This window comes from Affinundibacterium macrobrachii, from assembly GCF_014652415.1.
Taxonomy (GTDB): domain Bacteria; phylum Pseudomonadota; class Gammaproteobacteria; order Burkholderiales; family Burkholderiaceae_D; genus Undibacterium; species Undibacterium macrobrachii.
The window spans coordinates 49,665-72,388 of the sequence record NZ_BMYT01000001.1 but is presented as its reverse complement, the minus strand read 5'-3'; the positions used below and the strand labels follow the sequence as shown (position 1 = coordinate 72,388).

The window sequence follows — 22,724 nt, the reverse complement described above, 5'->3', positions numbered from 1 at the left end:
TTATTGTTCAGTCGTACCGGAACTCGCTGTACTTGCCTCTTCGGGCACTGGCATCAATTCCGCCAAGGAGGTGGTGATGCGCGCAAGCACATCATTTTTTACTGCATCGAATGCGCGCTGTATCGCCCATTCATAACTATATTTATCTGCGCTGCCATGACTTTTGATAACAACGCCACGCAAGCCCAATAAACTGCCGCCGTTATAATTCGACGGATTCATTGTTGTAGAAATCTGTTTCAACGCACCACGCGCAATCAATGCGCCCAGCATATTTAACAAACCACTTTTGAACGCATCCGTCATTGTTGTTTTGACGAACCTGCCTAAACCTTCAACCGCCTTCAAAGTGACATTCCCAACAAAACCATCACAAACAACTATGTCGGTGGTTCCTTTGAAGATATCATTGCCTTCGACATTGCCATAAAAGTTCAGCAAGCCGCGCTCATGATCTGCCCGCAACAACTGTGCGGTGCGCTTTACGACGTCATTACCTTTGATATCTTCTTCACCAACGTTCAACAGACCCACTGTTGGACGCGGCTTATTTTCCAGCGCCGCAACAAGCGCAGAACCCATGATCGCAAATTGATGCAAATGCACCGCTTCGCAATCCACATTGGCGCCCAGGTCCAGCATGTAAGTTGGTTGTTTTTTCTGATTTGGCAGGATGCTGCAAATTGCGGGGCGATCGACGCCCGGCATAGTCTTCAAGACGTAGCGAGAAACCGCCATCAACGCACCAGTGTTACCAGCGGAAACGCAAGCTTGTGCAGCGCCCTCCTTGACCTGATTCAACGCTACTCGCATTGAGGAATCTTTTTTTCTGCGCAAGGCAATTTCGATGGGATCGTCCATCTCAACCATTTCGCTCGCGTGCACGATAGATAATCGCGGATGGTTTATCGCGCCTAGTTTTTTTAATTCTGCTTGCAAGACAGTTTCCTGCCCCACCAAAACAAATTCAACATCAGGCTCGCGATTCGCAAATGAAACTGCTGCCGCTACAGTGACTGATGGACCAAAATCACCGCCCATACAATCAATTGAAATTTTTATTGTCATGTATTTGTTACTATTTTTTCACTCCAAGAGATCTATCTTATCAAGAATGACGCAAAGAATCATCCGTTTTAGATCGAGCAGCGAAAAATGAAAGAGGCAATGAACAAAAACAATATTCGCTTTTGAACATTTTTTAGAGTTAGAACTTATGCAAAACAGGCGCTAGCGTCATTGAGCTCACTTATTAAGTTCGCTTTATTAAGTTCGCTTTATTAAGTTCGCTTTATTAAGTTCGCTTTATTAAGTTCGCTTTATTAAGTTCACTTTGTAGCTGCCATTCTGCGCAAATTACAGAATAAAAAAAAGCGGCGTCAAGTACAAGACTCGCAACGCCGCTTTATCGCTAAGAACAAATTACTCGTCGTTCTTAGTTTTCAATACTTTACGACCACGGTAAAAGCCATTTGGGCTGATGTGGTGACGCAGGTGTGTTTCACCTGTTGTTGGCTCGATACCTAACTGTGGTGCAGTCAAGAAATCGTGTGAACGGTGCATACCACGCTTAGATGGTGATTTTTTATTTTGCTGAACGGCCATGATAACTCCTAATACTTCAAAAAATGTTTCTAAAATTTAACACACTTGAATCGACAAGCAAACTTCGTTTGCCTTTCAAGAATCCCTAACAATACTTCGACCTGAGTGTTTTTTCAGAATAATGCCACTAGGTACGCCCACTTACTTTTCATTGCAACTTTTTCAGTACAGCGAATGGAGACACTTTACCACTTGTGCTCGCTGCATCTACCGCATCTACATTGTTCGCTGCCTCTGATTGATTGAATGAACCAATTACATCAGGGCATACTGCATGTTTGGGCGATTGGGGTATTGCCAGCAACGCCTCATCCTCTATCAATTCCATGACATTGAATGTCTTGCTGCCTACTACTACATCAACCTCGTCATCTTCAAGCATGCTTTCAATTTCGTCCGCATGATCATCGTTTTTGGCGAGAATTAATTCTGATTGTGAGTCTACTGCAAATTCAAACGGTGTTAAGCAACGCTGACACATTAATTGAAAATGCCCATCAACAACTAAGCTTAGTTGCGGAAAACCTAGATGATTCAAACCACCTTGCAATGACCAATTTAATACGCCATCTTTGTTTGCACATTCCACAGACAATCGTGGGAAATCGGCAATTTTTGTACTACCTTCACGCTGTTCTCGATGCTGACAAAACGTAAAAGAGTCAATAACAAATGCTTGCATAGGATTTCTAGACCCAGAAAACCTGCGATAATAACAGGATTACACCTTAATAGTCAAAGCCTTAGCTCGTTTGAGGCGATTAGAACTGTGAAATTTTATGCGTTTTTTTGAGAAACCGAAAATTTCCGCCATAAAATTAATAAAAAATACATCAAATCAAATGTCAAACTCAAACACGCCACAAATTATTCTCGCATCAAGTTCTGCCTACCGAAAAGAACTTTTAAGCCGCCTGCAACTGCCATTCATTTCAATTAGCCCTGAGATTGATGAAACCCCAAATCCAAATGAACAACCAGAGGAAACAGCTATTAGGCTGGCGCAGGAAAAAGCAGAGGCTGTTGGATTAACAAACCCTAACGCGATCATTATTGGCTCCGATCAGGTCGCAACGCTAAACGGCGCCCAAATTGGCAAACCAGGAAATCACGATACAGCGCTGGCGCAATTAAAAACCATGCGTGGCAAAACCGTTATTTTTCATACTGCGCTGTGCGTGCTAGACAATCGAACAAGTCATCAAATCCAAATTGCCAATTGCCAGACACTCGTGCAAGTTAGAGATCTCAGTGATACCGAACTGGACGCCTATTTACACATCGAAAAACCATACGACTGCGCTGGCAGCGCAAAAAATGAAGGACTAGGAATAGCATTACTTCAATCAGTACAAAGTGATGATCCTACTGCCTTAACTGGATTACCTTTAATTGCACTGACTAGCATGCTAAGAAATCTCAACGTGACTTTTTTTAATTCTGCGCATTAAGAACGATCAGGACAACAAGGATACCTATGACTGGCACACTCTATTTAATTCCAAACAAACTGGGACAAATCGATAACGATCAAGAAAATGTTTTAGCACACATCATCCCAGAAACCGTACAAAAGATGAGTGCACATTTGCAGTACTTTATCGCCGAAAATGCGAAAAGCACACGCGCCTATCTGAAAATCCTCAATCAATACCATCCACTCTCTAGACCAATTCAAGAGTTGCAAATCAGCGAACTCAATGTCAACACACCCAACACAGAAATACAAAAGCTGTTAACACCACTACTCGACGGACACGACGTTGGATTAATTTCTGAAGCTGGCGTACCAGCGGTAGCTGACCCTGGCGCCAATTTAGTTCAACTAGCTCATCAACGGAATATCAAGGTTTGCCCTCTCGTTGGCCCATCATCACTTTTGCTCGCGATCATGGGAAGTGGATTGAACGGCCAAAGTTTTGCGTTTAATGGCTATTTACCGACAGATGCCACCGCCAGAGCAAAACGTATTAAGGAGCTGGAAGATCGATCAAGAAAAGAAAAACAAACCCAATTACTGATCGAAACACCCTATCGAAATACGCAAATGCTTGAGGCGCTCGCTAATCATTGCAACCATCAATCACTTATCTGCGTAGCGACTGATTTAAGCTTACCGACAGAATCGATACAAACGAAAACAGCTGGCACTTGGAAAAAACAGTTGCAAGCAAATCAGCTACCAGACTTTCACAAAAAACCAACTGTATTTCTTTTCTTGGCTTAAATACTAAGAGGTTACCAGTAACATGGATAAGATCAATGAAAGCATCATGATCTTATCCAAACAACTTCAGAAAATTTTACTCAAACTCGACACCACGTCGCCCTATCCAAAACGTCAATATGCCAAGTGCGCATGCTGCCAATGTACTCGCGAGAATAATTGCCTGATGACGAACATCAGCAGATGACGCATTTAACGCCGTCATCACATAACTCCACGGATAGTAAATCCAATTTTCCGATTGACCAATCTGCACAATCCCCATCGTCCCAATCACACCGACCGCCAATGGAGCGACGATATTTTGTACGCGCCAACTGATCCAATGCTGGAATACCAAAATTGGTAAAGCACTCAAGTTAGCAAACAACATAAAGCGCACAAAATCAAATTTAAATGCCTGCGAAATTGAAAACCCCAATAGTCCAAATACATAAATTGCGCATGAGGTCATAAACAACAAAGCTAGATTTGCACCAAGCATAAAGACTGCCGCCAGAACGAATTTCGCCAAAAACAATTGGCGTGATTGAATCGGCAAAGTCAACATCAATCGCCAAGTCGAATTTCGATGTTCATTGCCGTTCAATAAACCGGTAATTAAGGCCAAATAAAGAGGAAACATAAAATATCCCCAAATTGCGGTACTACCAGCCCAATACATATCCCATCGAATTAAACCCGTTTTATAGGTTTTTAATTGCAAACCAAAACAAAGCAATGCAACCATCAACGGACAAGCCAGCATCATTAGTAGCGCTAAAGAACGCTTCACCTTCAACAATTCAACGCGAATCAATCGAATAATCATATAGTCCTCGCTTGCGTTTGTTGATGAAACCATTTTTCTAAAGAAGGCTTTTGAAAATTCGCAGCGTGCAAACGTAAATTGGCTTGAACAACGCATGCGTTCACTCTGTGCGCTTGTTCTTGTGGCACCTCACTAACCACAAGCTGAGTTGCACTCAATACTTGCGCTCGAAATCCGTGCGCGGCAAGCACTTGCGCGACTTGCACTGCATCATCAATATGCAACTCCAACACGCCAACTTGTGCAGCATGAACTTCATCTAAGTGACATTGAAATTGGACAGTACCATCCTTGAGCAAAGCAAGGTGTGTCGCCATTTTTTCTACCTCATCAAGTTGATGACTGGACACAAAAATGGTGCAATCGGCTTGTTCAGGTAAGCGTTGAATTAACTGACGAATTTCTTGAATACCTGCTGGATCAAGGCCATTGGTTGGCTCATCAAGAATAAGAAGACTTGGACGCCCCAATAAAGCATGCGCTAAGGCCAAACGCTGCTTCATACCAAGAGAAAAATGACGAATTAAGCGTTTAGGATCCGTATGCAAGTTAACCAACTCGAGTACACGGTCAATTTCTTGCAAAGCTAAGGACTTGATCAAACAAGCAATCTTCAAAAACTCGATTGCAGTCAAATTGGGATAAGAACTCGGCGCATCAACCAAACATCCGACTTCACGTAAGATCGCTTGCCTATCGGTTTGAATATTGCGTCCCAAAATACGGATATCACCGCTATCTGGTCGCAACAATCCAACCATTAACCGAATCGCTGTGGATTTACCTTCACCATTATTCCCAAGAAAGGCAAAGATACTTTTGTTTGGCACAGAAAGATTCAAACATTTAAGCACTTCATGCGTCGCGAATCGCTTACGCACGCCGATCATTTCTATTGCTAGTTCCTGCATCGCTGAGTTTTGCACCATAGTCACCTCATAAAAACTACTCCATCTAACTCATCAAAGCATGTCACTTCAATGATTTAGACAAATAGTAATTTCATCAAGTTGAGCTTTGGCGAGAAGCGACGAAACTTAAGAAAGACAGGATTAGCCCTGCAATTTCAGCGATAAAATAAAGTAAATCAAGCAAAGACGAAGCTTGAAACTTGAGTAGCTCTAACAACGAATTTGATAAAAATTCTACTTGCGACGATGGCGCTGCAAGTGAGCCTTAAGCAAGTCCTCTAGCGAAATTATTAATCACAGCGATATCGGGCGGCATCGATATGAATGGAATCTGCTCCACTTCGAGCATCTGTCGCAGTTCTTCATCGATTTTGCGCGCTTGCTCTTCATTTTGAAAGCGACCTGTTTGCACATACTTTTTGTCACCACGCTCGACCAAAATATTAATATTGTCGTGGCGGTTATACCAATTCAGGATTTGATGGTGTGTTTTAGTAACGTCGCAAATATTCTCGGTATAAGACTGATTGTAATAAAGCACTTGCATCAATGCGCACTCGGTGACCAAGTACTGGACTTGCCCATCGAGTAGATCGAGCATCTCGAATTGTCGCTGAGCGAGTTGATATTGATTTTTAAGCGCATCAAAATTTTTCTGCCAAACTAAGGCTTTGGCGTAATCAGGAATCTGCTCCACTGACTTATTTCGAAGATTTAAATTTAAAATAATCGCAGACGAAAATAGGGATTTATCACAGCCAGGTCCGCCAATAACATTAATAATCTTGGTCGGATATAAACGCATGCGATGTTCTTGACTCAATCGTGAAGCACCCGTAACTTGAACAGACATAATCACCTCGCTCGAGAATTTACACTATTAACTTCAAAATGTTTCCTCATGCTAACACATACACAGCACGAGAAAAACAATGCAAATCAGCAAAGATCGTTATGGAGATTTTAAAGACCTTGAATGTATGAATTAACATACATTGAGAGAGAAAGAGAAAGAGAAGCTTACGATAATCAATATAGCTTTAAATAGACGCAGAAATGAAAACAGGGTTAAATCAGACTTAATTTAACCCTGTGTTGGCGACAGCGCAATCGAATTAGTCGACGCGTATTACCTGATCGCCAATACGGAACTTTTCCCGACGATCACCCATCAGGGCGCGCAAATCTTTAATACTCAAATCACTGATTTCGTGCATACGAATCAACAAGGAAGCACCAACTGGTAAGTGATGGTGACGAATTTTACTGATTACTGGTGGAGCAACTTCTAAGGCTCTAGACAAAGCTGCATCATTTTTCAAATGCAACTGCTTAATCAAGGTGTCCAACAGATTATTTGGGTTATAGTCAAAATCATCTGACTTCAGATCTAAAAGGTTTGCCATTTTTTTCTCACTCTTCACAAAATACAGATCAAACAATCTCTGTATGTACCAAGACCAAATCGGTTTGGTTATTATTTATAATTTTACATACCTCTTGTTTAAAGGTATGCACCTTACAACAGAACAAACTTATGCCGACAAATAGTTAAAAAATGCTCAAAGGGCATGCGACGTCAATGAACAAACTAATCACCTAGCACAAACTCATTCTAGCTCGACCATCTCAGACTACTTTTGATCTTTGCCAAATAGTTATCTAATAGTATTTTGGCGGAAAGACAGGGATTTGAACCCTGGATACGTCATAAACGTATGCCGGATTTCGAGTCCGGTGCATTCGACCACTCTGCCATCTTTCCATACTGCAAAATACAGTCAAGCTTGCGATTGTAGCAAAGTTCAAAACTGTTTGGTAGCCTGTTTTTTTAGCAATTTCCCTCTGACAAGCCCTGAATTTATTAGGGATTTCATTAGATGCTTAGGATATATAAGGCTATAAAGAATAATTTCAAGCCAAAACATCATCCCTATGAGAAATAGAGTTTTATTTCAAAACAGCAATAATATCCACGCTAAGTCCAGCTTCCTTAGATTCATTAATCGCATAATCGGATTTGGCAGAAATAACCATTTTTTCTTAAAAAATACGATCTATTCACTAACCTGAAATATCCCGGTCATATTCTTAAACTAAGCTAAGTGAACCGATAGTTAAATTTGACTCGGCAATCTTCAATCGGCGCCCTAGCTATTTATGGAACAGGAATTAAGCATACTTTCTGACAGCAATCGTTACCACGAGGTAATAGCCCTACCTATTCCAGAAACAGTTCACATGCAAAATTCAGTTTTGCAACAGTTGCTTCGCATCATTCGAGAACGCCAGCTGAGCGCTCGTTTTCAACCGATCATACAAATGGATGACGGACAAATTCTCGGATATGAAGGACTTATTCGAGGTCCCTCAGACAGCACATTGCATTCACCGATCAACTTATTTCAAGCCGCTGCCGAGCACAATTTAAGTGTGACGGTAGAACATTTATGTCGCAGAATTGTGCTCGAACAATTCAAAGCACTAAATTTACCTGGCAAACTTTTTTTAAATGTCAGCCCTGAGTGCCTATTACAACGAGATGCCCGTCATGGGGAAACCCTAGATTACATCCACGAAATCGGGATTAACCCACAGCGAGTCATCATCGAACTCACCGAATATCAGCCAACCCATGACTACGCACTTCTATACGAAGCAGTTTTGCACTATAGAAAAATGGGATTTGAGATTGCGATTGATGATCTCGGCGAAGGATTCTCAAGCCTACGCTTATGGTCCGAGTTGCATCCAGAGTTCGTCAAAATCGACATGCACTTTATTCAAGGAATAGACAAAGACTCGGTAAAACGTCAATTTGTAAAGTCGATACAAAGCATCGCAGAAAAGTCGGGTTCTAAAGTAGTGGCAGAAGGGATTGAGACACAAGCAGAATTACTTACTTTACTTGAGTTGGGCGTTGCCTGTGGTCAGGGTTATCACATCGCAAAACCACACCCTAGTCCAGCAAAATCGATTTCTGCTGAAGTAGCCAAAACGATTTCTCTTAAAAGAAGCAAGATGCCAGCAGCTTACCTTGATCAACACCAAAATGCAGTCACCATCAAACATCTGCTAAAAACACCGCCAACTATCAGCTCATCAACCTTAAACAATGAGGTTGAGAATCTGTTCTTAGCTGATCCAAAACTAAAGATCATTCCTGTTGTTGACAACCATATTCCTGTCGGCATCATTAATCGGAACAATATGATTGATCGTTTTTCAAGACCATTTCAGCGCGAACTTTATGGAAAAAAATCGTGCAAAGTCTTCATGGATAGTAATCCACTGACGGTCGAACAAAACACCAATTTACAGCAAGTCAGTCACATGATTGTGGAAGCAGATCCTGAGCACCTCATTAACGGCATCATCGTCGTCGACAATGGTAACTACATCGGATTGGCGACTGGGCCGGATTTGATGCGAGAAATCACTAAGATGCAAATAGACGCTGCTCGCTATGCCAATCCCCTAACGCAACTTCCGGGAAACGTACCAATCAATCAACACATCGATCAATTGCTTCAACAAAAAATTCCTTTTCAAGCATGCTACTGCGATCTAGATCACTTCAAACCTTTTAATGATGTATATGGTTACCAACGCGGAGATGAAGTCATACAAATGACGAGTAAAATCATCGTTCAGCACTGTGCGAGCGACAAAGATTTTATTGGGCACATTGGTGGTGATGACTTCATCATTATTTTTCAAAGCGACAACTGGGAACAAAGGTGCAGAGATATTTTGAATACCTTCGAGTCGGAAATTACCGACTTCTACAGCAACGAAGATAGAGAGAGAGGCGGCTATATCAGCGAAGATCGTCAAGGCAAAAAAGTCTTTTATCCGCTCATTAGTTTATCTCTTGGCGTCATCAGTGCGCGTGTTGAGCAGTATGGCTCGCATCATCAAATCGCGATCGCAGCGACTGAAGCAAAAAAACAAGCAAAACGCTTGCTTGGAAATAGCTTGTTTATCGACCGCAGAAAAGAAGTCACTACCTCTGTGTAACCAACAATTGTCTCTTTTTTCCAAATTACCTAAACTTATTGACAGCATACAAGTAAATCAATAGTCTTAGCAAAGCTAATAAGCTATTTCAGTTTCATCGCTTTACGCCGATCTCGCACATCGAAGTCAGCGCACAATTTGGTAGCCTCATCTCTCATTTAAGACTAGGAAAAATATGACAAAAATTTTATTTAGCTTGCTCGCCTTATCAAGCTTAGTTGGATGTGCAAGTATCGAAGTTGACGATCCGAATACACCGAAAGTCGCAGTAGAGCGTGAATATCGTGTTGGCAGCACTATCCCACAAAAGAAAAATGCGCGATCACCATCTGATGTGAAAACAGTGTCTTCTGATGATTTGATTAACATGCCGAGAGCAACGACACCGACAGATCCACTTGGTAGAAAATAAGGATTGCTCAGCATTTACGTTGTAATTAAGCTGTAACTAAGCTGCAATTAATCTGCAATCAAGCTGAAGTTAAACCTCAATGCAGTTACACCTAAGCTAAGAATGCAACTCAACGCATTGCAATAAAACAGAAGACATAAAAAAACGCAGAGTGCTTTTCAGCCAACTCTGCGTTTTTGTTGTCAGTAGACTTTCCTAACGATTACCCCACCCACACTCGCGCATTTCTAAACATACGCATCCAAGGTGAATCTTCGCCCCAAGATTCGGGTGCCCAAGAATGTAATACACTGCGGAATACGCGTTCTGCATGCGGCATCATCACAGTAAAACGACCATCTTCATTGGTAACTGAAGTCAATCCAAGAGGCGAACCATTTGGATTATATGGATAGGCTTCTGTCGCTTGGCCATGATGATCAACAAAGCGCATCGCTGCCTGTACCGCATTAATATCACCGGTAGTAGAAAAATCAGCGAAACCTTCGCCATGTGCCACGGCGATTGGCGTTTGCGTGCCGGCCATACCTTGGAAGAAAATCGATTTCGATTCCAAAATTTCTACCATAGAGAATCGACCTTCGAATTGCTCGGACTTATTCTTGGTGAATTTTGGCCAAGCAGTCGCACCTGGGATGATGGATTTCAAATTACTCATCATTTGACAGCCGTTACAGATACCCATACCAAACGTATCTTCACGGTGGAAAAATTCTGAGAATTGCTCAGACATCATGGCATTAAACAAAATCGTCTTAGCCCAGCCCTCGCCTGCACCTAATACGTCACCATAAGAGAAACCGCCTACCGCAATCAACCCTTTGAAATCAGCTAATTTCGCGCGACCAGCAATCAAATCACTCATGTGTACATCAACTGCAGTAAAGCCTGCCTTATGCATCACATACGCAGTCTCAATATGCGAGTTCACACCTTGCTCGCGCAAGATCGCGACTTTAGGCCGAACACCCGTTGCGATGAATGGTGCAACTACATCAGCTTGTGCATCAAAAGTGATAATTGGCTGCATGCCTGGATCAGATTCATCCGCAAGACGTGCGTACTCAGCGTCGGCACAAGCTGGGTTGTCACGCATGCGAGCGATTTGCCAACTCGTTTTACTCCAAATTTGATGCAAGGCACTACGAGATTCTTTGTAAATTTCTTTCGCGTCACGCATGAAGGAAATCACACCGCTACTATTTGGCTTACCGATTTCATGACTGCAGGCACCAAGATTATGTGCACGTAGCACATCCATCACCGCACTGCGCTGTTCAGTACGGACTTGAATCACCGCACCCAATTCTTCATTGAACAAGGCACGCAAAGTCAGTTCATTGCGACGTTCAGCAACCTGACCTGCCCAATTTTTGGCATCACCATGATCCGCAGCATGCTCACTTTCCATCGTCAACATATCGAGGTTGATCGCCAAACCACTACGTCCAGCAAATGCCATTTCGCACAAAGTGCCATACAAACCGCCATCAGAACGATCGTGATAAGCCAAAATTTTTCCGCCTTGATTCAATTGCTGAATCGCTGCGAAGAAGGCTTTTAAATCGTCCGCACTATCAACATCTGGCGTTTGATCACCGAGTTTTTGCATGACTTGTGCGAATGCGGAGGCGCCCAAGCGATTCTTACCACGCCCTAAGTCGATCAAAATCAAACTGGTATCGCCAGCATCTAATTTAATTTGTGGTGTCAAACATTTGCGAATATCGTACACGGGTGCAAAAGCTGAAATAATCAGAGACACTGGAGAAGTCACGGATTTATCGCTGTCCTCATCCTTCCATGTGGTACGCATAGACAAAGAATCTTTGCCGACTGGAATACTAATTCCCAAAGCAGGACACAGTTCCATACCGATTGCTTTTACCGTATCAAACAATGCCGCATCTTGACCTGGTTGGCCACAAGCTGCCATCCAGTTCGCGGAGAGTTTGATATTTTCTATACTAGAAATCGGTGCCGCTGCGATATTCGTAATAGCTTCACCGACCGCCATACGACCAGAAGCCGCAGCATCAATCACTGCCAACGGCGTACGTTCGCCCATTGACATTGCTTCACCCAAATGTCCTTCTAAACTCATCGCCGTCACTGCGCAATCAGCGACAGGGACTTGCCATGGACCGACCATTTGATCTCGCACAGACATCGCACCAACAGAGCGATCACCAATCGTCACCAAGAAAGATTTATCACCAACGGTAGGCAAACTCAGAACGCGTTCGCCAGCCACTTTCAAATCCATTCCCGTCAAATCAATCGCAGGAAAATCGCGCTTTACGTGGGTAACATCACGATGCATTTTCGGAGGTTTTCCGAGCAATACATTCATTGGCATATCAACTGGCGAGTTATCGTTCAATGGATCGATAACTTTGAGCTGACGTTCTTCCGTTGCCGTACCGACTACCGCGAATAAGCAGCGTTCACGTTCACAGAAATACTGGAACAAAGGCAGACTTTCTGGCGCAATCGCCAAAACATAACGTTCTTGCGATTCATTACTCCAAATCTCTTTTGGTGCCATACCGCTTTCTTCGAGTGGCACTTTACGCAGATCAAAAATCGCGCCTCGCTTGGCATCATTCGTGATTTCTGGGAAAGCATTAGATAAACCACCTGCACCGACGTCGTGAATCGACAAAATAGGATTATCGTCACCCAATTGCCAGCAAGAGTTAATCACTTCTTGCGCGCGACGCTCCATCTCTGGGTTACCACGTTGTACTGAATCAAAATCCAAATCAGCCGTATTAGTACCGGTCGCCATCGAAGACGCTGCACTACCGCCCATACCAATCCGCATGCCCGGACCACCAAGTTGAATCAATAAACTGCCAACAGGCAAATCAAATTTCTTGGTGTGTTTGTCATTGATGTTACCGATACCGCCAGCAATCATAATCGGCTTGTGGTAGCCATGCACTGTGCCACCCACATTTTGTTCGTAAGTACGGAAATAGCCGCCCAATACCGGACGCCCGAATTCATTACTGAACGCTGCACCACCAATTGGGCCTTCGATCATAATTTGCAAAGGAGAGGCAATGCGATCAGGTTTGCCGTATTGCTGCGTCGTCGTGTTATTACTCAAAACATCGCTAGCGTTTTCCCACGCCTGTACATTTCCTGGCAGGTTCAAATTCGACACTGTAAAGCCTGTCAAACCAGCCTTAGGCTTGGCGCCACGCCCAGTCGCACCTTCATCACGAATTTCACCACCAGCACCAGTTGATGCGCCAGGAAACGGAGAAATAGCTGTCGGGTGATTGTGCGTCTCGACCTTCATCAGCGTGTGGGTCAACTCGGTCGAGGCTTGATATTCATTACCTTTCGCCGCGCCATTTGGATAAAAACGCGTGACCGTCGCGCCTTCCATAATCGAGGAATTGTCGCTGTATGCAACGATGGTTCCCTTAGGCTGTAGCAGATGCGTATTCTTGATCATGCCAAACAAGGACATATCTTTTTTCTCGCCATCGATCGTCCAATCCGCATTGAAAATCTTATGGCGACAATGTTCACTATTCGCTTGTGCAAACATCATCAATTCGACATCGGTCGGATTACGTTTTGCCGTGGTAAAAGCGTCGACTAAATAATCCACTTCATCATCCGACAGCGCTAAACCGAGCGCGCTATTCGCTTCGACCAATGCGGCTTTTCCGCCTGCCAAAACGTCGACATATTCGAGAGGCTTGGCTTCTAATTCGGTGAAGAGACCGCTCGCAGCATTTAAGTCTTCCAGTACCATCTCAGTCATGCGATCGTGTAACAAGGCGATCACGGCTTGCTTAGATTCTGTCGCTAATTTTTTCGCGCCACCTAACAAACCCGACTTAACTTGTACAAAATACTGTACGCCGCGCTCAAGGCGTTTAATTTGTTGCATGCCACAGTTGTGCGTAATGTCAGTCGCTTTGGAAGCCCACGGTGAAATCGTACCGAAACGTGGGATCACGACAAAACTGTCACCATCTTCGCTACCGTTAAAAGCATCGCCATAAACCAATAGCGCTTTCAAACGATTCACCTCGACTTCGCTCAATGCTGAGGATGCATCGACAAAGTGCGCGTAACGCGCCGTCACACCAACAATATTGGCATCAACAGCTTGCAGACGAGATAATAAATTTTTAGTACGGAAGGCAGACAGGGCGTTAGAGCCTGGCAATATCAACATGGCGTGAATGTAGTTGAGGCAAAATGACTGGCTTTTGAGACTCGCGCTAGCAATATCGAGAGAAAGCTCAGACATGTTGCGGGTTGGAACGGAAAGCAAGATTATACCTTGATGCGCGCATTCTCTCCAGCGTGATCGATAAATCTCAATTAAATTAATCAATTTATCAAGTAAAAAAAGCGGTCATCAAGACCGCTTTTTCATTCGCAAACTCTGGGAAATGAGTATTATTTTTTTGCAACTTCCTTCTTCGGAAAATCAATTACTTCAAACTCTATGGTTCCAAAGTCAGATTCTGCAATTGGGTCAGGCAAGTTCTCTTCCAAAGGAAGTTTTACATCAACATCGAGCCTTGTATCTTTGATCGGTCCCTCAATTGCGGTAATTCGCTCTAGCTCATGCGCAATTCCCAATAACATCAAAATATCTCGATAAACAGGCAAATCAAATCCTGCTCGTTTTCCCTCTCTATCGTCAACCAATAAACTTTCCAGATAAGGAATGATGCCGGTTTTATTCCATGCATCACAAATCTTTTGCATCAAATGCGGAAAGTCTTCTAATTGGCGACTTGGAATTGCGAACAGGTCTGCACCAAACTCAGGAATATTGGCATTAAAGAAAGCGATGAACCGATCACGCAAACGATTATATTTTTGCTGATCATTTACGGTACGATATAAATCAAGCAAGAACAGCCAAGGCAGCGGTGATTCTGGGTGCTCGATCTCTTCTTGTGCAGCCAAAATTTCTATCGCGCGCTGAGGATCATTCATCGAAATCCAAAACTCAGCTTCCTGTGTCACATCTGAAATCTCTTCAACTTTGACCGAGTTTCCACGCGGAGCAAAAAAGTTAAAAATACTACTATTAGTTTCTTCCAAACTCGGTGTACGCTGGAAATTACTATTTTCCGTAATTCGTTGATCAGGATCTGCATCAGAACTTTCGAGCAAGCTCGAAGCTGGCTTGGACTCACTACCCTGTTTATGAACAGAATCAGAATTTAAAGCTGCCCCAGTTGGATTTATCTCATAGCTTGCCTGCAAATGACTAATGACATCTTCAATTTTCTCTGGCTGGCTTTCTTGAAATTGATCCTCGCCTTCCCACCAGGTGGCACTTTGGGAGGATAAATTTTTACGAATATAAAGAAGTAAGAAAAGGATAACCACAATTGCCAAAATTGCGATGATGGCAAGCGCAATCACCCAGTAATCGAAACCCGACTTACTTTGCAATTGCGTTAACGCCGACTTATCCAGCAAATTTTGTTGACGCAGTTTTTCAGCCTCCGATTTCAGCTTGGCAATCTCAGCGCCATTGTCGCCCTGAGGAACCGCGCTTGCCGCTGTGGAAAATGGCTCATCTCGCAAAATCGCTGCCATTCTTGCCTGAGCAGCACGTAGCTCCTCGGTGTTTTGAACCAATTGCTGACCAACTTCAGAGCTCAAAACATCGCTCATCCGTAATCCAGATGACAAGTTAGGAATAATCACCTCATCCGACAGCTTAAGCACGTCTTTAGATTCTGACTTTTTGCCGCTTCGCTTCTTCTCAATCGGAACATCGCTAAAATTTGCGAGCCCACTCCCCGAACTCTCTCCAGCTAGCTCTGGTTTAGCAATGCGCTTTTTTCTTTCAGTCACCTTCACAGGTGCCGAACTTGGCTCATTCACACCCGCCAGCTTGGCGACTTGAGCCTGACTAAGTTCTTCTTTCGCAAACGGCGAGCTGTCACGCATTCCGACGGCATTAGCAGATACATCCGGGGGATCTAATAAAATCGAAAATTCGCGGTGTAGCTGAGTTTGGCAATTAATATCAATAATCAGATTAATCGCTGGCTCGTTAATCGCTTGCTGCGTAGAAAAGCTTAAAGCTCGTTGTTTTTGTCTTTGGTGTATTGCGATATTAGCGCTCGCAATAAATGCGCCATCCATAGAAACCACACGCGCTCTCAAACAACTCGGATTGAGAGTTTCAGTACCATCTCCAACGACATTCGTGTGAACAAGTAAAGATTGGCCTAGGGACGAGCGAACTCTTAGCTCTCCCAATCCCAGCGCGAACACCGAACTCGTCGCGCCAAATAAGAGAACTAAGCCTGCTAAACTCAGCATGAGGCTACGCCAGTATGAAAAAATAATATTATCCTTTGCCAACATAGTGAAATTAAAACTTACACCTGTTCTTAATTGAGTTCGACTATCTTCGATGTTACTTCTTTTACATGTAGATTCAAAGCAAATTGATCGACTTTTTGTTTAAAAATAGTCAAATTCGAAACAAAATCGCTAGCACTTTCGCTTCCTTAAATAAATAAACTATTCTTTCAAACAAGTCAGCTTGACCAGTGAATTATGATCATTCAGATTAAGAAGCTATTTCTTCCAATCCATCATTTTTTTTGAAATGCCGCGCATTATATTCACTTCTTCGACTTCTAGTTGCGCACGAGAAAATAAACGTTTCAATCTCGGCATCAATTTCTTGGGATTTTCTGGATCAAGAAAATCAATTTCAATTAAGGCTTGCTCTAAATGATTGTACATTCCCTCAATTTGCTCGCTAGATGCCATCTCTCCTTGAAATCCAACATCGCTAACGCCAAACTTTTCAGAACTATTCTCTCGCGCTAAGGACTGCATCCTGCACTCATAGACCAAAATTTGTACTGCCTGTGCAAGGTTTAACGAGGAATAATCTGGATTTGCTGGCACATTAATTAACACATTACTATTCAACACAATCTCATTTGGCAAACCGTAACGCTCACTACCAAATACTAAAGCCGCCGACAACGCATTTGAATTAACCACCTTATCGGCAAAATCTCGTGGATTCATAATAGGTGGTGAAAACTCTCGCAATCGTGCACTAACCGCTGCCACATAGTGACAGCCAAGCAAAGCATCTTCAATCTTATCGACGATTTTTGCGGCGCTAAGAATGTCTTGCGCCCCACTGGCGAATGCGATCGCCTCTGGATGAGTTAATGCATCTGAGAATCGCGGATTCACCAAGTACAAATCAGAAAACCCCATGGTTTTCATTGCACGTGCAACTGCGCCGATGTTTCCAGGATGACTAGTATCGACGAGGACGATTCGCAAACGTTTAAAAACAGATGTATCAGAAATAGTTAAGTTCATTTAAAATAGCGACATTGCGCGTTAATTTTTGTTGTTTATGTCAACAAATGACAATAAATCCTGACGCCACCGCTCTTTAATTCATCTTTGTGCGACATCTTTACGACCTTGGTTCATTTTGAATTGCAAGGCTGAATTGCCGCCATTTTAACGGAAACTCTATGCACCCAATGCTCAATACGGCAATTAAAGCCGCTCGTCGTGCCGCGACTATTATTAATCGTGCTTCTTTTGATGTGGACCGCGTCCAAGTCAGCGAAAAGCAATATAACGATTTCGTGACTGAAGTAGATCGCGCTGCCGAAGCTGCGATTATTGAGGTGCTGACTACCGCCTACCCTGATCACGCGATTCTTGCTGAAGAATCCGGCGCATCAAAAAATCTACATGACGAAAACGAAAACGTTTGGATCATCGACCCGCTCGATGGTACGACCAATTTCATCCACGGTTTTCCACAATATTGCGTCTCCATCGCCTTGCAACAAAAAGGCGTGATCACACAAGCGGTGATCTATGATCCTAGCCGCAATGAAATGTTCACGGCATCGAAAGGTGGCGGCGCGTTCTTAAATGACAAACGTATCCGCGTTACTAAATGTGACAAGATTGCCGACGCTTTAATTGGCACTGGTTTTTCTGGTCGTGACATGAGCGGCTTAGATGAATACATGGAAATGTACAAAATCATGACGCAAAAATGTCAAGGTTTGCGCCGCCCAGGTGCTGCTGCGTTAGATTTAGCCTACGTCGCCATGGGTCGTTTAGATGGATTCTTTGAAAAAGGCTTAGCACCTTGGGATATCGCTGCAGGCGCATTGATGGTTAGTGAAGCTGGCGGTATCGTCGGCACCTTTGCCGGTGAATCAGATTATTTGTACAAAGGCGATGTGTTAGCTGGCACCCCAAAAGTATTTGGTCAAATGGTGAATGCCTTACAAGCATTCGCGAAATAATTATTTGATTTTTATGTCGGCTTTACAAATCATTTGAAAAGCCGACATCAATCACTAAAGACTCGATCATCAAATCCACTTCATCATGCTGGTGAAGTGAAGCTGTACCCAAACCTTTCCTGCCTTTTGCAGGACGTTTGTTTCCTATAGAAATTAGCATGACCACATTCTCAGATCTCGGTCTCTCCGAGTCCATCGTGCGCGCAGTAAGCGAACATGGCTATACCACTCCTACACCGATACAAGCGCAGGCAATTCCCGCCGTCATTCAAGGCGGCGATTTACTCGCAGGTGCACAAACCGGTACAGGCAAAACTGCTGGTTTTACCTTGCCGATATTAGAACGTCTATTGCGTAGTCAACCCATTCCAGCCAATAAAACAGATCGCCGTAAAATTCGCGTACTGGTACTAACACCAACGCGCGAACTCGCGGCGCAAGTGGAAGAAAGCGTAGCAACTTACGGAAAGCATACGCCACTCAATTCAGGCGTGATCTTTGGCGGTGTTGGTATCAACCCACAAGTTAAACTACTCAAGACTGGGGTTGATGTCTTGGTCGCGACGCCGGGACGCTTACTTGATCATCATCAGCAAGGCACGATCGATTTGCGGAATATCGAAATCTTGGTATTGGATGAAGCAGATCGCATGCTCGACATGGGCTTCATTCATGACATCAAAAAAGTCTTGGCGATCCTACCAGCGAAGCGCCAGAACTTATTGTTCTCTGCCACATTCTCCGACGACATCAAAGCATTAGCGGATAAATTACTGAATAACCCCGCGATGATCGAAGTTGCGCGCCGCAATTCAACGGTTGAAGTAATCGCGCAAAAAGTGCATCCAGTCGACCGTGATAAAAAACAAGCGATGTTGGCGCACTTAATCAAAACACAAAAATGGTCGCAGGTATTGGTGTTCACTCGCACCAAACACGGCGCCAATAAGCTAGTTGAACAATTAATGCGCGATCAAATTAATGCCATGGCAATTCATGGTAATAAGAGTCAGTCGGCTCGCACAAAAGCATTAGCAGAATTTAAAGATGGCAGCCTCACCGTCTTGGTTGCGACAGATATCGCGGCGCGCGGAATCGATATTGATCAGTTACCACACGTCGTGAATTATGACTTGCCAAATGTCCCTGAAGATTATGTGCATCGCATTGGACGCACTGGTCGTGCAGGAGCGACTGGAGAGGCAGTCTCTTTGGTTTGTGTCGATGAATTTAAACTCTTGGCCGATATCGAGAAATTCATCAAACGTCAAATTCCTCAAGAGATTATCGACGGTTTCATTCCTGATCCGAATGCCAAAGCACAACCAATACAGTTGCGTAGTTTTCCCAATCCTGCGCAAGGACGTGGCAGAGCGAATAATGGCAGTGGTGGTGGCAATCGCAGCAAAGTACCAAATCGTCCACAAGGCGCACAAAAAACGACTAACGGTAATGCTTCACGCAATGCAGGACCCAAACCAGTTGGCGCCAAACCAGCATTTAAGCAAAGCACACCACGTCGTTCAGGTGGTCGCGGCGGTGTGTAGTTAAACACAAAATTGATCAACAGATAGCTTAAGGTGCAAGATAAAACGGGTAAATGTGCAAACATTACCCGTTTTTCATTTCGGTCAATTTAGTCTGAACAGCAGCAAAAAAATCATCCAATGTACACAGGCAAACTCAGTATTTGCGCTATGATTTCGCACCTTATGAGATTTCGATAATAATTAAATCTCCAGCATCCAATTCATAAAATAGCAAACAATAATATGGCAACTTCTGAAACGCACACACCCATGATGCGGCAATACCTCACCATCAAAGCGGATTACCCGGATACTTTGGTGTTTTATCGCATGGGCGATTTTTATGAATTGTTTTTTGAAGATGCAGAAAAAGTCTCGCGAATTTTAGGTATTACCTTAACTCAGCGCGGCACCTCGAACGGTGCGCCGATCAAGATGGCAGGGGTTCCTTTTCATTCGATAGAACCTTACCTAGCCAAGCTAGTAAAGATCGGCGAGTCGGCAGCGATCTGTGAACAAATTGGGGACCCAGCAACCAGTAAAGGTCCCGTTGAGCGCAAAGTCATGCGTGTAATCACACCTGGCACTTTAACCGATACCGATTTACTGCCAGAAAAAGCAGAGCGCCCTCTTCTCGCTATGTGTTTGTTAAGTCAGCGCAAGACGGTCAACATCGGCCTCGCATGGTTATCCTTGGCCAGCGGTGCTTTGAAACTCATGGAATTTAGTACTGATGAAAAATCGCTTCAAGCGCGCTTACAACAGGAATTAGAACGTATTTCGCCAGCCGAAGTTTTGGTCTCTGCCGGTGGACTCTTGTTGGAAGAATTTCGCCACGAGTTACCGGGTAAATTTTCCGAAGTACCTGATTGGCATTTCGATCTAAAACAAGGTCAAAAATCCTTACAGGATCAACTCGCAACTTCCACATTAACCGGCTTTGGCGTGGAAAACTTTGGTGCAGCATTGGGCGCTGCTGGTGCGCTTTTGCGTTATGCAGAATCGACGCAAGGACGTGGTTTAAAACACGTCAATTCGCTCAGCGTAGAATCTGAAAATGAATTTATTGGTCTCGATACCGCCACGCGTCGCAATCTAGAATTAACCGAAACCTTGCGTGGCCAAGAATCCCCTACTTTATTTTCTCTACTTGATCATTGTCGCACCGCGATGGGTTCGCGTTTGCTACGTCACTGGTTGCATCATGCGCGTCGCGAACAACAAATCGCACGTGGTCGTCATCAAGCGATCGATGCTTTATTACAAGCCGATGCGACTACAGGCTTGTCCAATACGTTAACTTCTATTCCCGATATTGAACGGATTACGACACGCATCGCGTTGTTATCCGCACGCCCACGTGATCTATCTGCACTGAGAGATGGCGTGCAACACTTAGGCACGGTTCGCAGCTATGTCGCGATGTGTTTGAAAAATAATGAACCGCAATTGCTCGCGCAATCTTTATCAGACTTAGCGACTCCCGTTGAATGTTTAGACCTACTTGAACGCGCGCTCATGCCACAACCCGCCACTATGGTGCGTGATGGTGGAGTGATTGCGACAGGATTTGATACTGAATTGGATGAGCTGCGTTCATTATCTGAAAATGCAGGACAATTTTTGATCGATCTCGAGACTTCGGAACGTGCTCGCACCGGCATCGCCAACTTGCGCGTTGAGTACAACAAAGTTCATGGCTTTTATATTGAAGTCACCAACGGACAAGCTGACAAAGTTCCCGATAATTATCGTCGTCGCCAAACGCTCAAGAATGCTGAGCGCTATATCACACCTGAACTAAAAGCCTTTGAAGATAAAGCCTTATCCGCACAGGAGCGAGCCTTAGTCCGCGAAAAAGTTTTATACGAAAAACTTTTGCAAGACCTCTTGCCACACATCCAAACTTTGCAAACTATTGCGCACGCCGTCGCACAATTAGATGTGCTAGTGAGTCTCGCCGATCACGCAATGAAAAACAATTGGTGCGCACCGCAATTGGTAGCGGAACCTGTTTTGGATATTGTGCAAGGTCGTCACCCTGTGGTTGAAAATCAAATCGAGCGTTTTATTGCGAATGATTGCCAACTCTCAGCAGACCGCAAATTGTTATTAATCACAGGCCCGAACATGGGTGGTAAATCGACCTTCATGCGTCAAACGGCATTGATTACTTTGCTTGCTTATATTGGCAGTTATGTGCCAGCGACACAGGCGACCATCGGCCCAATTGATCGTATTTTCACCCGCATTGGCGCCGCCGATGACTTGGCTGGTGGACGTTCCACCTTCATGGTCGAAATGACAGAGTCCGCGGCGATTTTGCATGGCGCTACTGAAAATTCTTTAGTGCTGATGGATGAAGTGGGTCGCGGCACATCAACCTTTGATGGTCTTGCATTAGCGTGGGCGATCGCACGTCATCTCATCATGACTTCGAAGAGTTTTACCCTATTTGCAACGCATTACTTCGAGCTCACCCAATTGCCGGATATTCATCCTAGTGCAGAAAACGTGCACTTATCCGCTATTGAACATAAAGAAAACATTGTGTTCTTGCATGCGGTGCAAGCGGGCCCTGCATCACAAAGTTATGGTTTACAAGTAGCGCAATTGGCAGGCATTCCGCAAGCAGTGATTCGCGCGGCACGCAAACATTTGGCGGATTTAGAAGCGCAATCATTACAAAGCACGCCGCAATTTGATTTATTTGCTAGTAGCTCTGGGACGAACATGACAGAAGAAATCGAAGCATCCACAACTAGCGAATTCGTTCAAGATTCGGCGCTATTGTTGGCAATCGATGACATTGATCCCGATGCAATGACACCACGTGAAGCCTTAGACGCTTTATATAAATTAAAAGCACTAGCCAAGCAAGAGTAAGCCTTACT

General features: G+C 44.0%; 17 protein-coding genes and 1 tRNA gene. 7 read left to right on the top strand and 11 right to left on the bottom strand.

The genetic code is table 11. The annotated features are described in order from the left end of the window. The 3 genes from plsX to IE103_RS00310 all read right to left on the bottom strand — a co-directional run bounded on the left by plsX (nucleotide 1) and on the right by IE103_RS00310 (nucleotide 2,287). Nucleotides 1-1,068 carry a phosphate acyltransferase PlsX gene (gene plsX / locus IE103_RS00320; RefSeq protein WP_189344042.1) on the bottom strand — a complete coding sequence of 356 codons (1,068 nt, stop codon included), beginning with the start codon at nucleotides 1,066-1,068 and terminating at the stop codon, nucleotides 1-3. A gap of 354 nt (nucleotides 1,069-1,422) precedes the next feature. Then, a complete protein-coding gene (gene rpmF / locus IE103_RS00315) occupies nucleotides 1,423-1,605 on the bottom strand; it encodes a 50S ribosomal protein L32 (protein WP_162018712.1) in 183 nt (60 codons plus the stop codon). A gap of 148 nt (nucleotides 1,606-1,753) precedes the next feature. Then, nucleotides 1,754-2,287 (bottom strand): YceD family protein, encoded by a 534-nt coding sequence (locus tag IE103_RS00310; protein ID WP_189344041.1) that lies wholly within the window; start codon nucleotides 2,285-2,287, stop codon nucleotides 1,754-1,756. A gap of 160 nt (nucleotides 2,288-2,447) precedes the next feature. Here IE103_RS00310 and IE103_RS00305 point away from each other — a divergent pair, with 160 nt between their 5' ends. Both IE103_RS00305 and IE103_RS00300 read left to right on the top strand, forming a co-directional pair. Then, nucleotides 2,448-3,056: a Maf-like protein gene (locus IE103_RS00305; protein ID WP_189345024.1), complete on the top strand. Its 609-nt coding sequence runs from the start codon at nucleotides 2,448-2,450 to the stop codon at nucleotides 3,054-3,056. 26 nt (nucleotides 3,057-3,082) lie between these two features. After that, nucleotides 3,083-3,832 (top strand): SAM-dependent methyltransferase, encoded by a 750-nt coding sequence (locus IE103_RS00300; protein ID WP_189344040.1) that lies wholly within the window; start codon nucleotides 3,083-3,085, stop codon nucleotides 3,830-3,832. Nucleotides 3,833-3,908: 76 nt separating this feature from the next. Here IE103_RS00300 and IE103_RS00295 read toward each other — a convergent pair whose 3' ends face one another. The 5 genes from IE103_RS00295 to IE103_RS00275 form a co-directional block, all read right to left on the bottom strand. After that, nucleotides 3,909-4,643, bottom strand: coding sequence for an ABC transporter permease (locus IE103_RS00295; RefSeq protein ID WP_189344039.1), 735 nt, complete (start codon nucleotides 4,641-4,643; stop codon nucleotides 3,909-3,911). Further along, nucleotides 4,640-5,572 (bottom strand): ATP-binding cassette domain-containing protein, encoded by a 933-nt coding sequence (locus IE103_RS00290; RefSeq protein ID WP_229826981.1) that lies wholly within the window; start codon nucleotides 5,570-5,572, stop codon nucleotides 4,640-4,642. Before IE103_RS00290 ends, IE103_RS00295 begins: the two co-directional genes overlap by 4 nt. A 247-nt stretch (nucleotides 5,573-5,819) precedes the next feature. Further along, nucleotides 5,820-6,407 (bottom strand): hypothetical protein, encoded by a 588-nt coding sequence (locus IE103_RS00285; RefSeq protein WP_189344038.1) that lies wholly within the window; start codon nucleotides 6,405-6,407, stop codon nucleotides 5,820-5,822. 262 nt (nucleotides 6,408-6,669) lie between these two features. Beyond that, nucleotides 6,670-6,960 (bottom strand): hypothetical protein, encoded by a 291-nt coding sequence (locus tag IE103_RS00280; protein WP_186889660.1) that lies wholly within the window; start codon nucleotides 6,958-6,960, stop codon nucleotides 6,670-6,672. Between the two features lie 268 nt (nucleotides 6,961-7,228). Further along, a tRNA-Ser gene (locus tag IE103_RS00275) sits at nucleotides 7,229-7,319 on the bottom strand. A gap of 476 nt (nucleotides 7,320-7,795) precedes the next feature. On the opposite strand from IE103_RS00275, the gene IE103_RS00270 reads away from it, so the two are divergent. Together IE103_RS00270 and IE103_RS00265 are read left to right on the top strand one after the other, a co-directional pair. Beyond that, nucleotides 7,796-9,574, top strand: coding sequence for a GGDEF domain-containing protein (locus IE103_RS00270; RefSeq protein WP_229826979.1), 1,779 nt, complete (start codon nucleotides 7,796-7,798; stop codon nucleotides 9,572-9,574). A 175-nt stretch (nucleotides 9,575-9,749) separates the two neighbouring features. Continuing rightward, the gene (locus tag IE103_RS00265; RefSeq protein ID WP_189344036.1) at nucleotides 9,750-9,986 is read left to right on the top strand and encodes a hypothetical protein; all 237 of its coding nucleotides are present in this window, start codon (nucleotides 9,750-9,752) and stop codon (nucleotides 9,984-9,986) included. A gap of 202 nt (nucleotides 9,987-10,188) precedes the next feature. Here IE103_RS00265 and purL read toward each other — a convergent pair whose 3' ends face one another. The 3 genes from purL to IE103_RS00250 all read right to left on the bottom strand — a co-directional run bounded on the left by purL (nucleotide 10,189) and on the right by IE103_RS00250 (nucleotide 17,345). Further along, the gene (gene purL, locus IE103_RS00260) at nucleotides 10,189-14,190 is read right to left on the bottom strand and encodes a phosphoribosylformylglycinamidine synthase (protein WP_189345022.1); all 4,002 of its coding nucleotides are present in this window, start codon (nucleotides 14,188-14,190) and stop codon (nucleotides 10,189-10,191) included. Between the two features lie 227 nt (nucleotides 14,191-14,417). Continuing rightward, complete coding sequence (locus IE103_RS00255) at nucleotides 14,418-16,313, bottom strand: type IV pilus assembly protein FimV (RefSeq protein WP_189344035.1); 1,896 nt, start codon at nucleotides 16,311-16,313, stop codon at nucleotides 14,418-14,420. A 261-nt stretch (nucleotides 16,314-16,574) separates the two neighbouring features. Continuing rightward, nucleotides 16,575-17,345, bottom strand: coding sequence for an RNA methyltransferase (locus tag IE103_RS00250; protein ID WP_189344034.1), 771 nt, complete (start codon nucleotides 17,343-17,345; stop codon nucleotides 16,575-16,577). Between the two features lie 161 nt (nucleotides 17,346-17,506). Here IE103_RS00250 and IE103_RS00245 point away from each other — a divergent pair, with 161 nt between their 5' ends. From IE103_RS00245 to mutS, 3 genes are all read left to right on the top strand, one after another. Then, nucleotides 17,507-18,301, top strand: coding sequence for an inositol monophosphatase family protein (locus IE103_RS00245; RefSeq protein ID WP_229826977.1), 795 nt, complete (start codon nucleotides 17,507-17,509; stop codon nucleotides 18,299-18,301). 158 nt (nucleotides 18,302-18,459) lie between these two features. Next, nucleotides 18,460-19,848 (top strand): DEAD/DEAH box helicase, encoded by a 1,389-nt coding sequence (locus IE103_RS00240; RefSeq protein ID WP_189344033.1) that lies wholly within the window; start codon nucleotides 18,460-18,462, stop codon nucleotides 19,846-19,848. A 225-nt stretch (nucleotides 19,849-20,073) separates the two neighbouring features. Beyond that, nucleotides 20,074-22,716, top strand: coding sequence for a DNA mismatch repair protein MutS (mutS, locus tag IE103_RS00235; protein ID WP_229826976.1), 2,643 nt, complete (start codon nucleotides 20,074-20,076; stop codon nucleotides 22,714-22,716). Nucleotides 22,717-22,724: the final 8 nt, after the last annotated feature.

Bases quoted from the DNA above. Each gene is read 5' to 3' on its own strand.
- plsX (WP_189344042.1), bottom strand. From the start codon at position 1,068: ATGACAATAAAAATTTCAATTGATTGTATGGGCGGTGATTTTGGTCCA.
- rpmF (WP_162018712.1), bottom strand. From the start codon at position 1,605: ATGGCCGTTCAGCAAAATAAAAAATCACCATCTAAGCGTGGTATGCAC.
- IE103_RS00310 (WP_189344041.1), bottom strand. From the start codon at position 2,287: ATGCAAGCATTTGTTATTGACTCTTTTACGTTTTGTCAGCATCGAGAA.
- IE103_RS00305 (WP_189345024.1), top strand. From the start codon at position 2,448: ATGTCAAACTCAAACACGCCACAAATTATTCTCGCATCAAGTTCTGCC.
- IE103_RS00300 (WP_189344040.1), top strand. From the start codon at position 3,083: ATGACTGGCACACTCTATTTAATTCCAAACAAACTGGGACAAATCGAT.
- IE103_RS00295 (WP_189344039.1), bottom strand. From the start codon at position 4,643: ATGATTATTCGATTGATTCGCGTTGAATTGTTGAAGGTGAAGCGTTCT.
- IE103_RS00290 (WP_229826981.1), bottom strand. From the start codon at position 5,572: ATGGTGCAAAACTCAGCGATGCAGGAACTAGCAATAGAAATGATCGGC.
- IE103_RS00285 (WP_189344038.1), bottom strand. From the start codon at position 6,407: ATGTCTGTTCAAGTTACGGGTGCTTCACGATTGAGTCAAGAACATCGC.
- IE103_RS00280 (WP_186889660.1), bottom strand. From the start codon at position 6,960: ATGGCAAACCTTTTAGATCTGAAGTCAGATGATTTTGACTATAACCCA.
- IE103_RS00270 (WP_229826979.1), top strand. From the start codon at position 7,796: ATGCAAAATTCAGTTTTGCAACAGTTGCTTCGCATCATTCGAGAACGC.
- IE103_RS00265 (WP_189344036.1), top strand. From the start codon at position 9,750: ATGACAAAAATTTTATTTAGCTTGCTCGCCTTATCAAGCTTAGTTGGA.
- purL (WP_189345022.1), bottom strand. From the start codon at position 14,190: ATGTTGATATTGCCAGGCTCTAACGCCCTGTCTGCCTTCCGTACTAAA.
- IE103_RS00255 (WP_189344035.1), bottom strand. From the start codon at position 16,313: ATGCTGAGTTTAGCAGGCTTAGTTCTCTTATTTGGCGCGACGAGTTCG.
- IE103_RS00250 (WP_189344034.1), bottom strand. From the start codon at position 17,345: ATGAACTTAACTATTTCTGATACATCTGTTTTTAAACGTTTGCGAATC.
- IE103_RS00245 (WP_229826977.1), top strand. From the start codon at position 17,507: ATGCACCCAATGCTCAATACGGCAATTAAAGCCGCTCGTCGTGCCGCG.
- IE103_RS00240 (WP_189344033.1), top strand. From the start codon at position 18,460: ATGACCACATTCTCAGATCTCGGTCTCTCCGAGTCCATCGTGCGCGCA.
- mutS (WP_229826976.1), top strand. From the start codon at position 20,074: ATGGCAACTTCTGAAACGCACACACCCATGATGCGGCAATACCTCACC.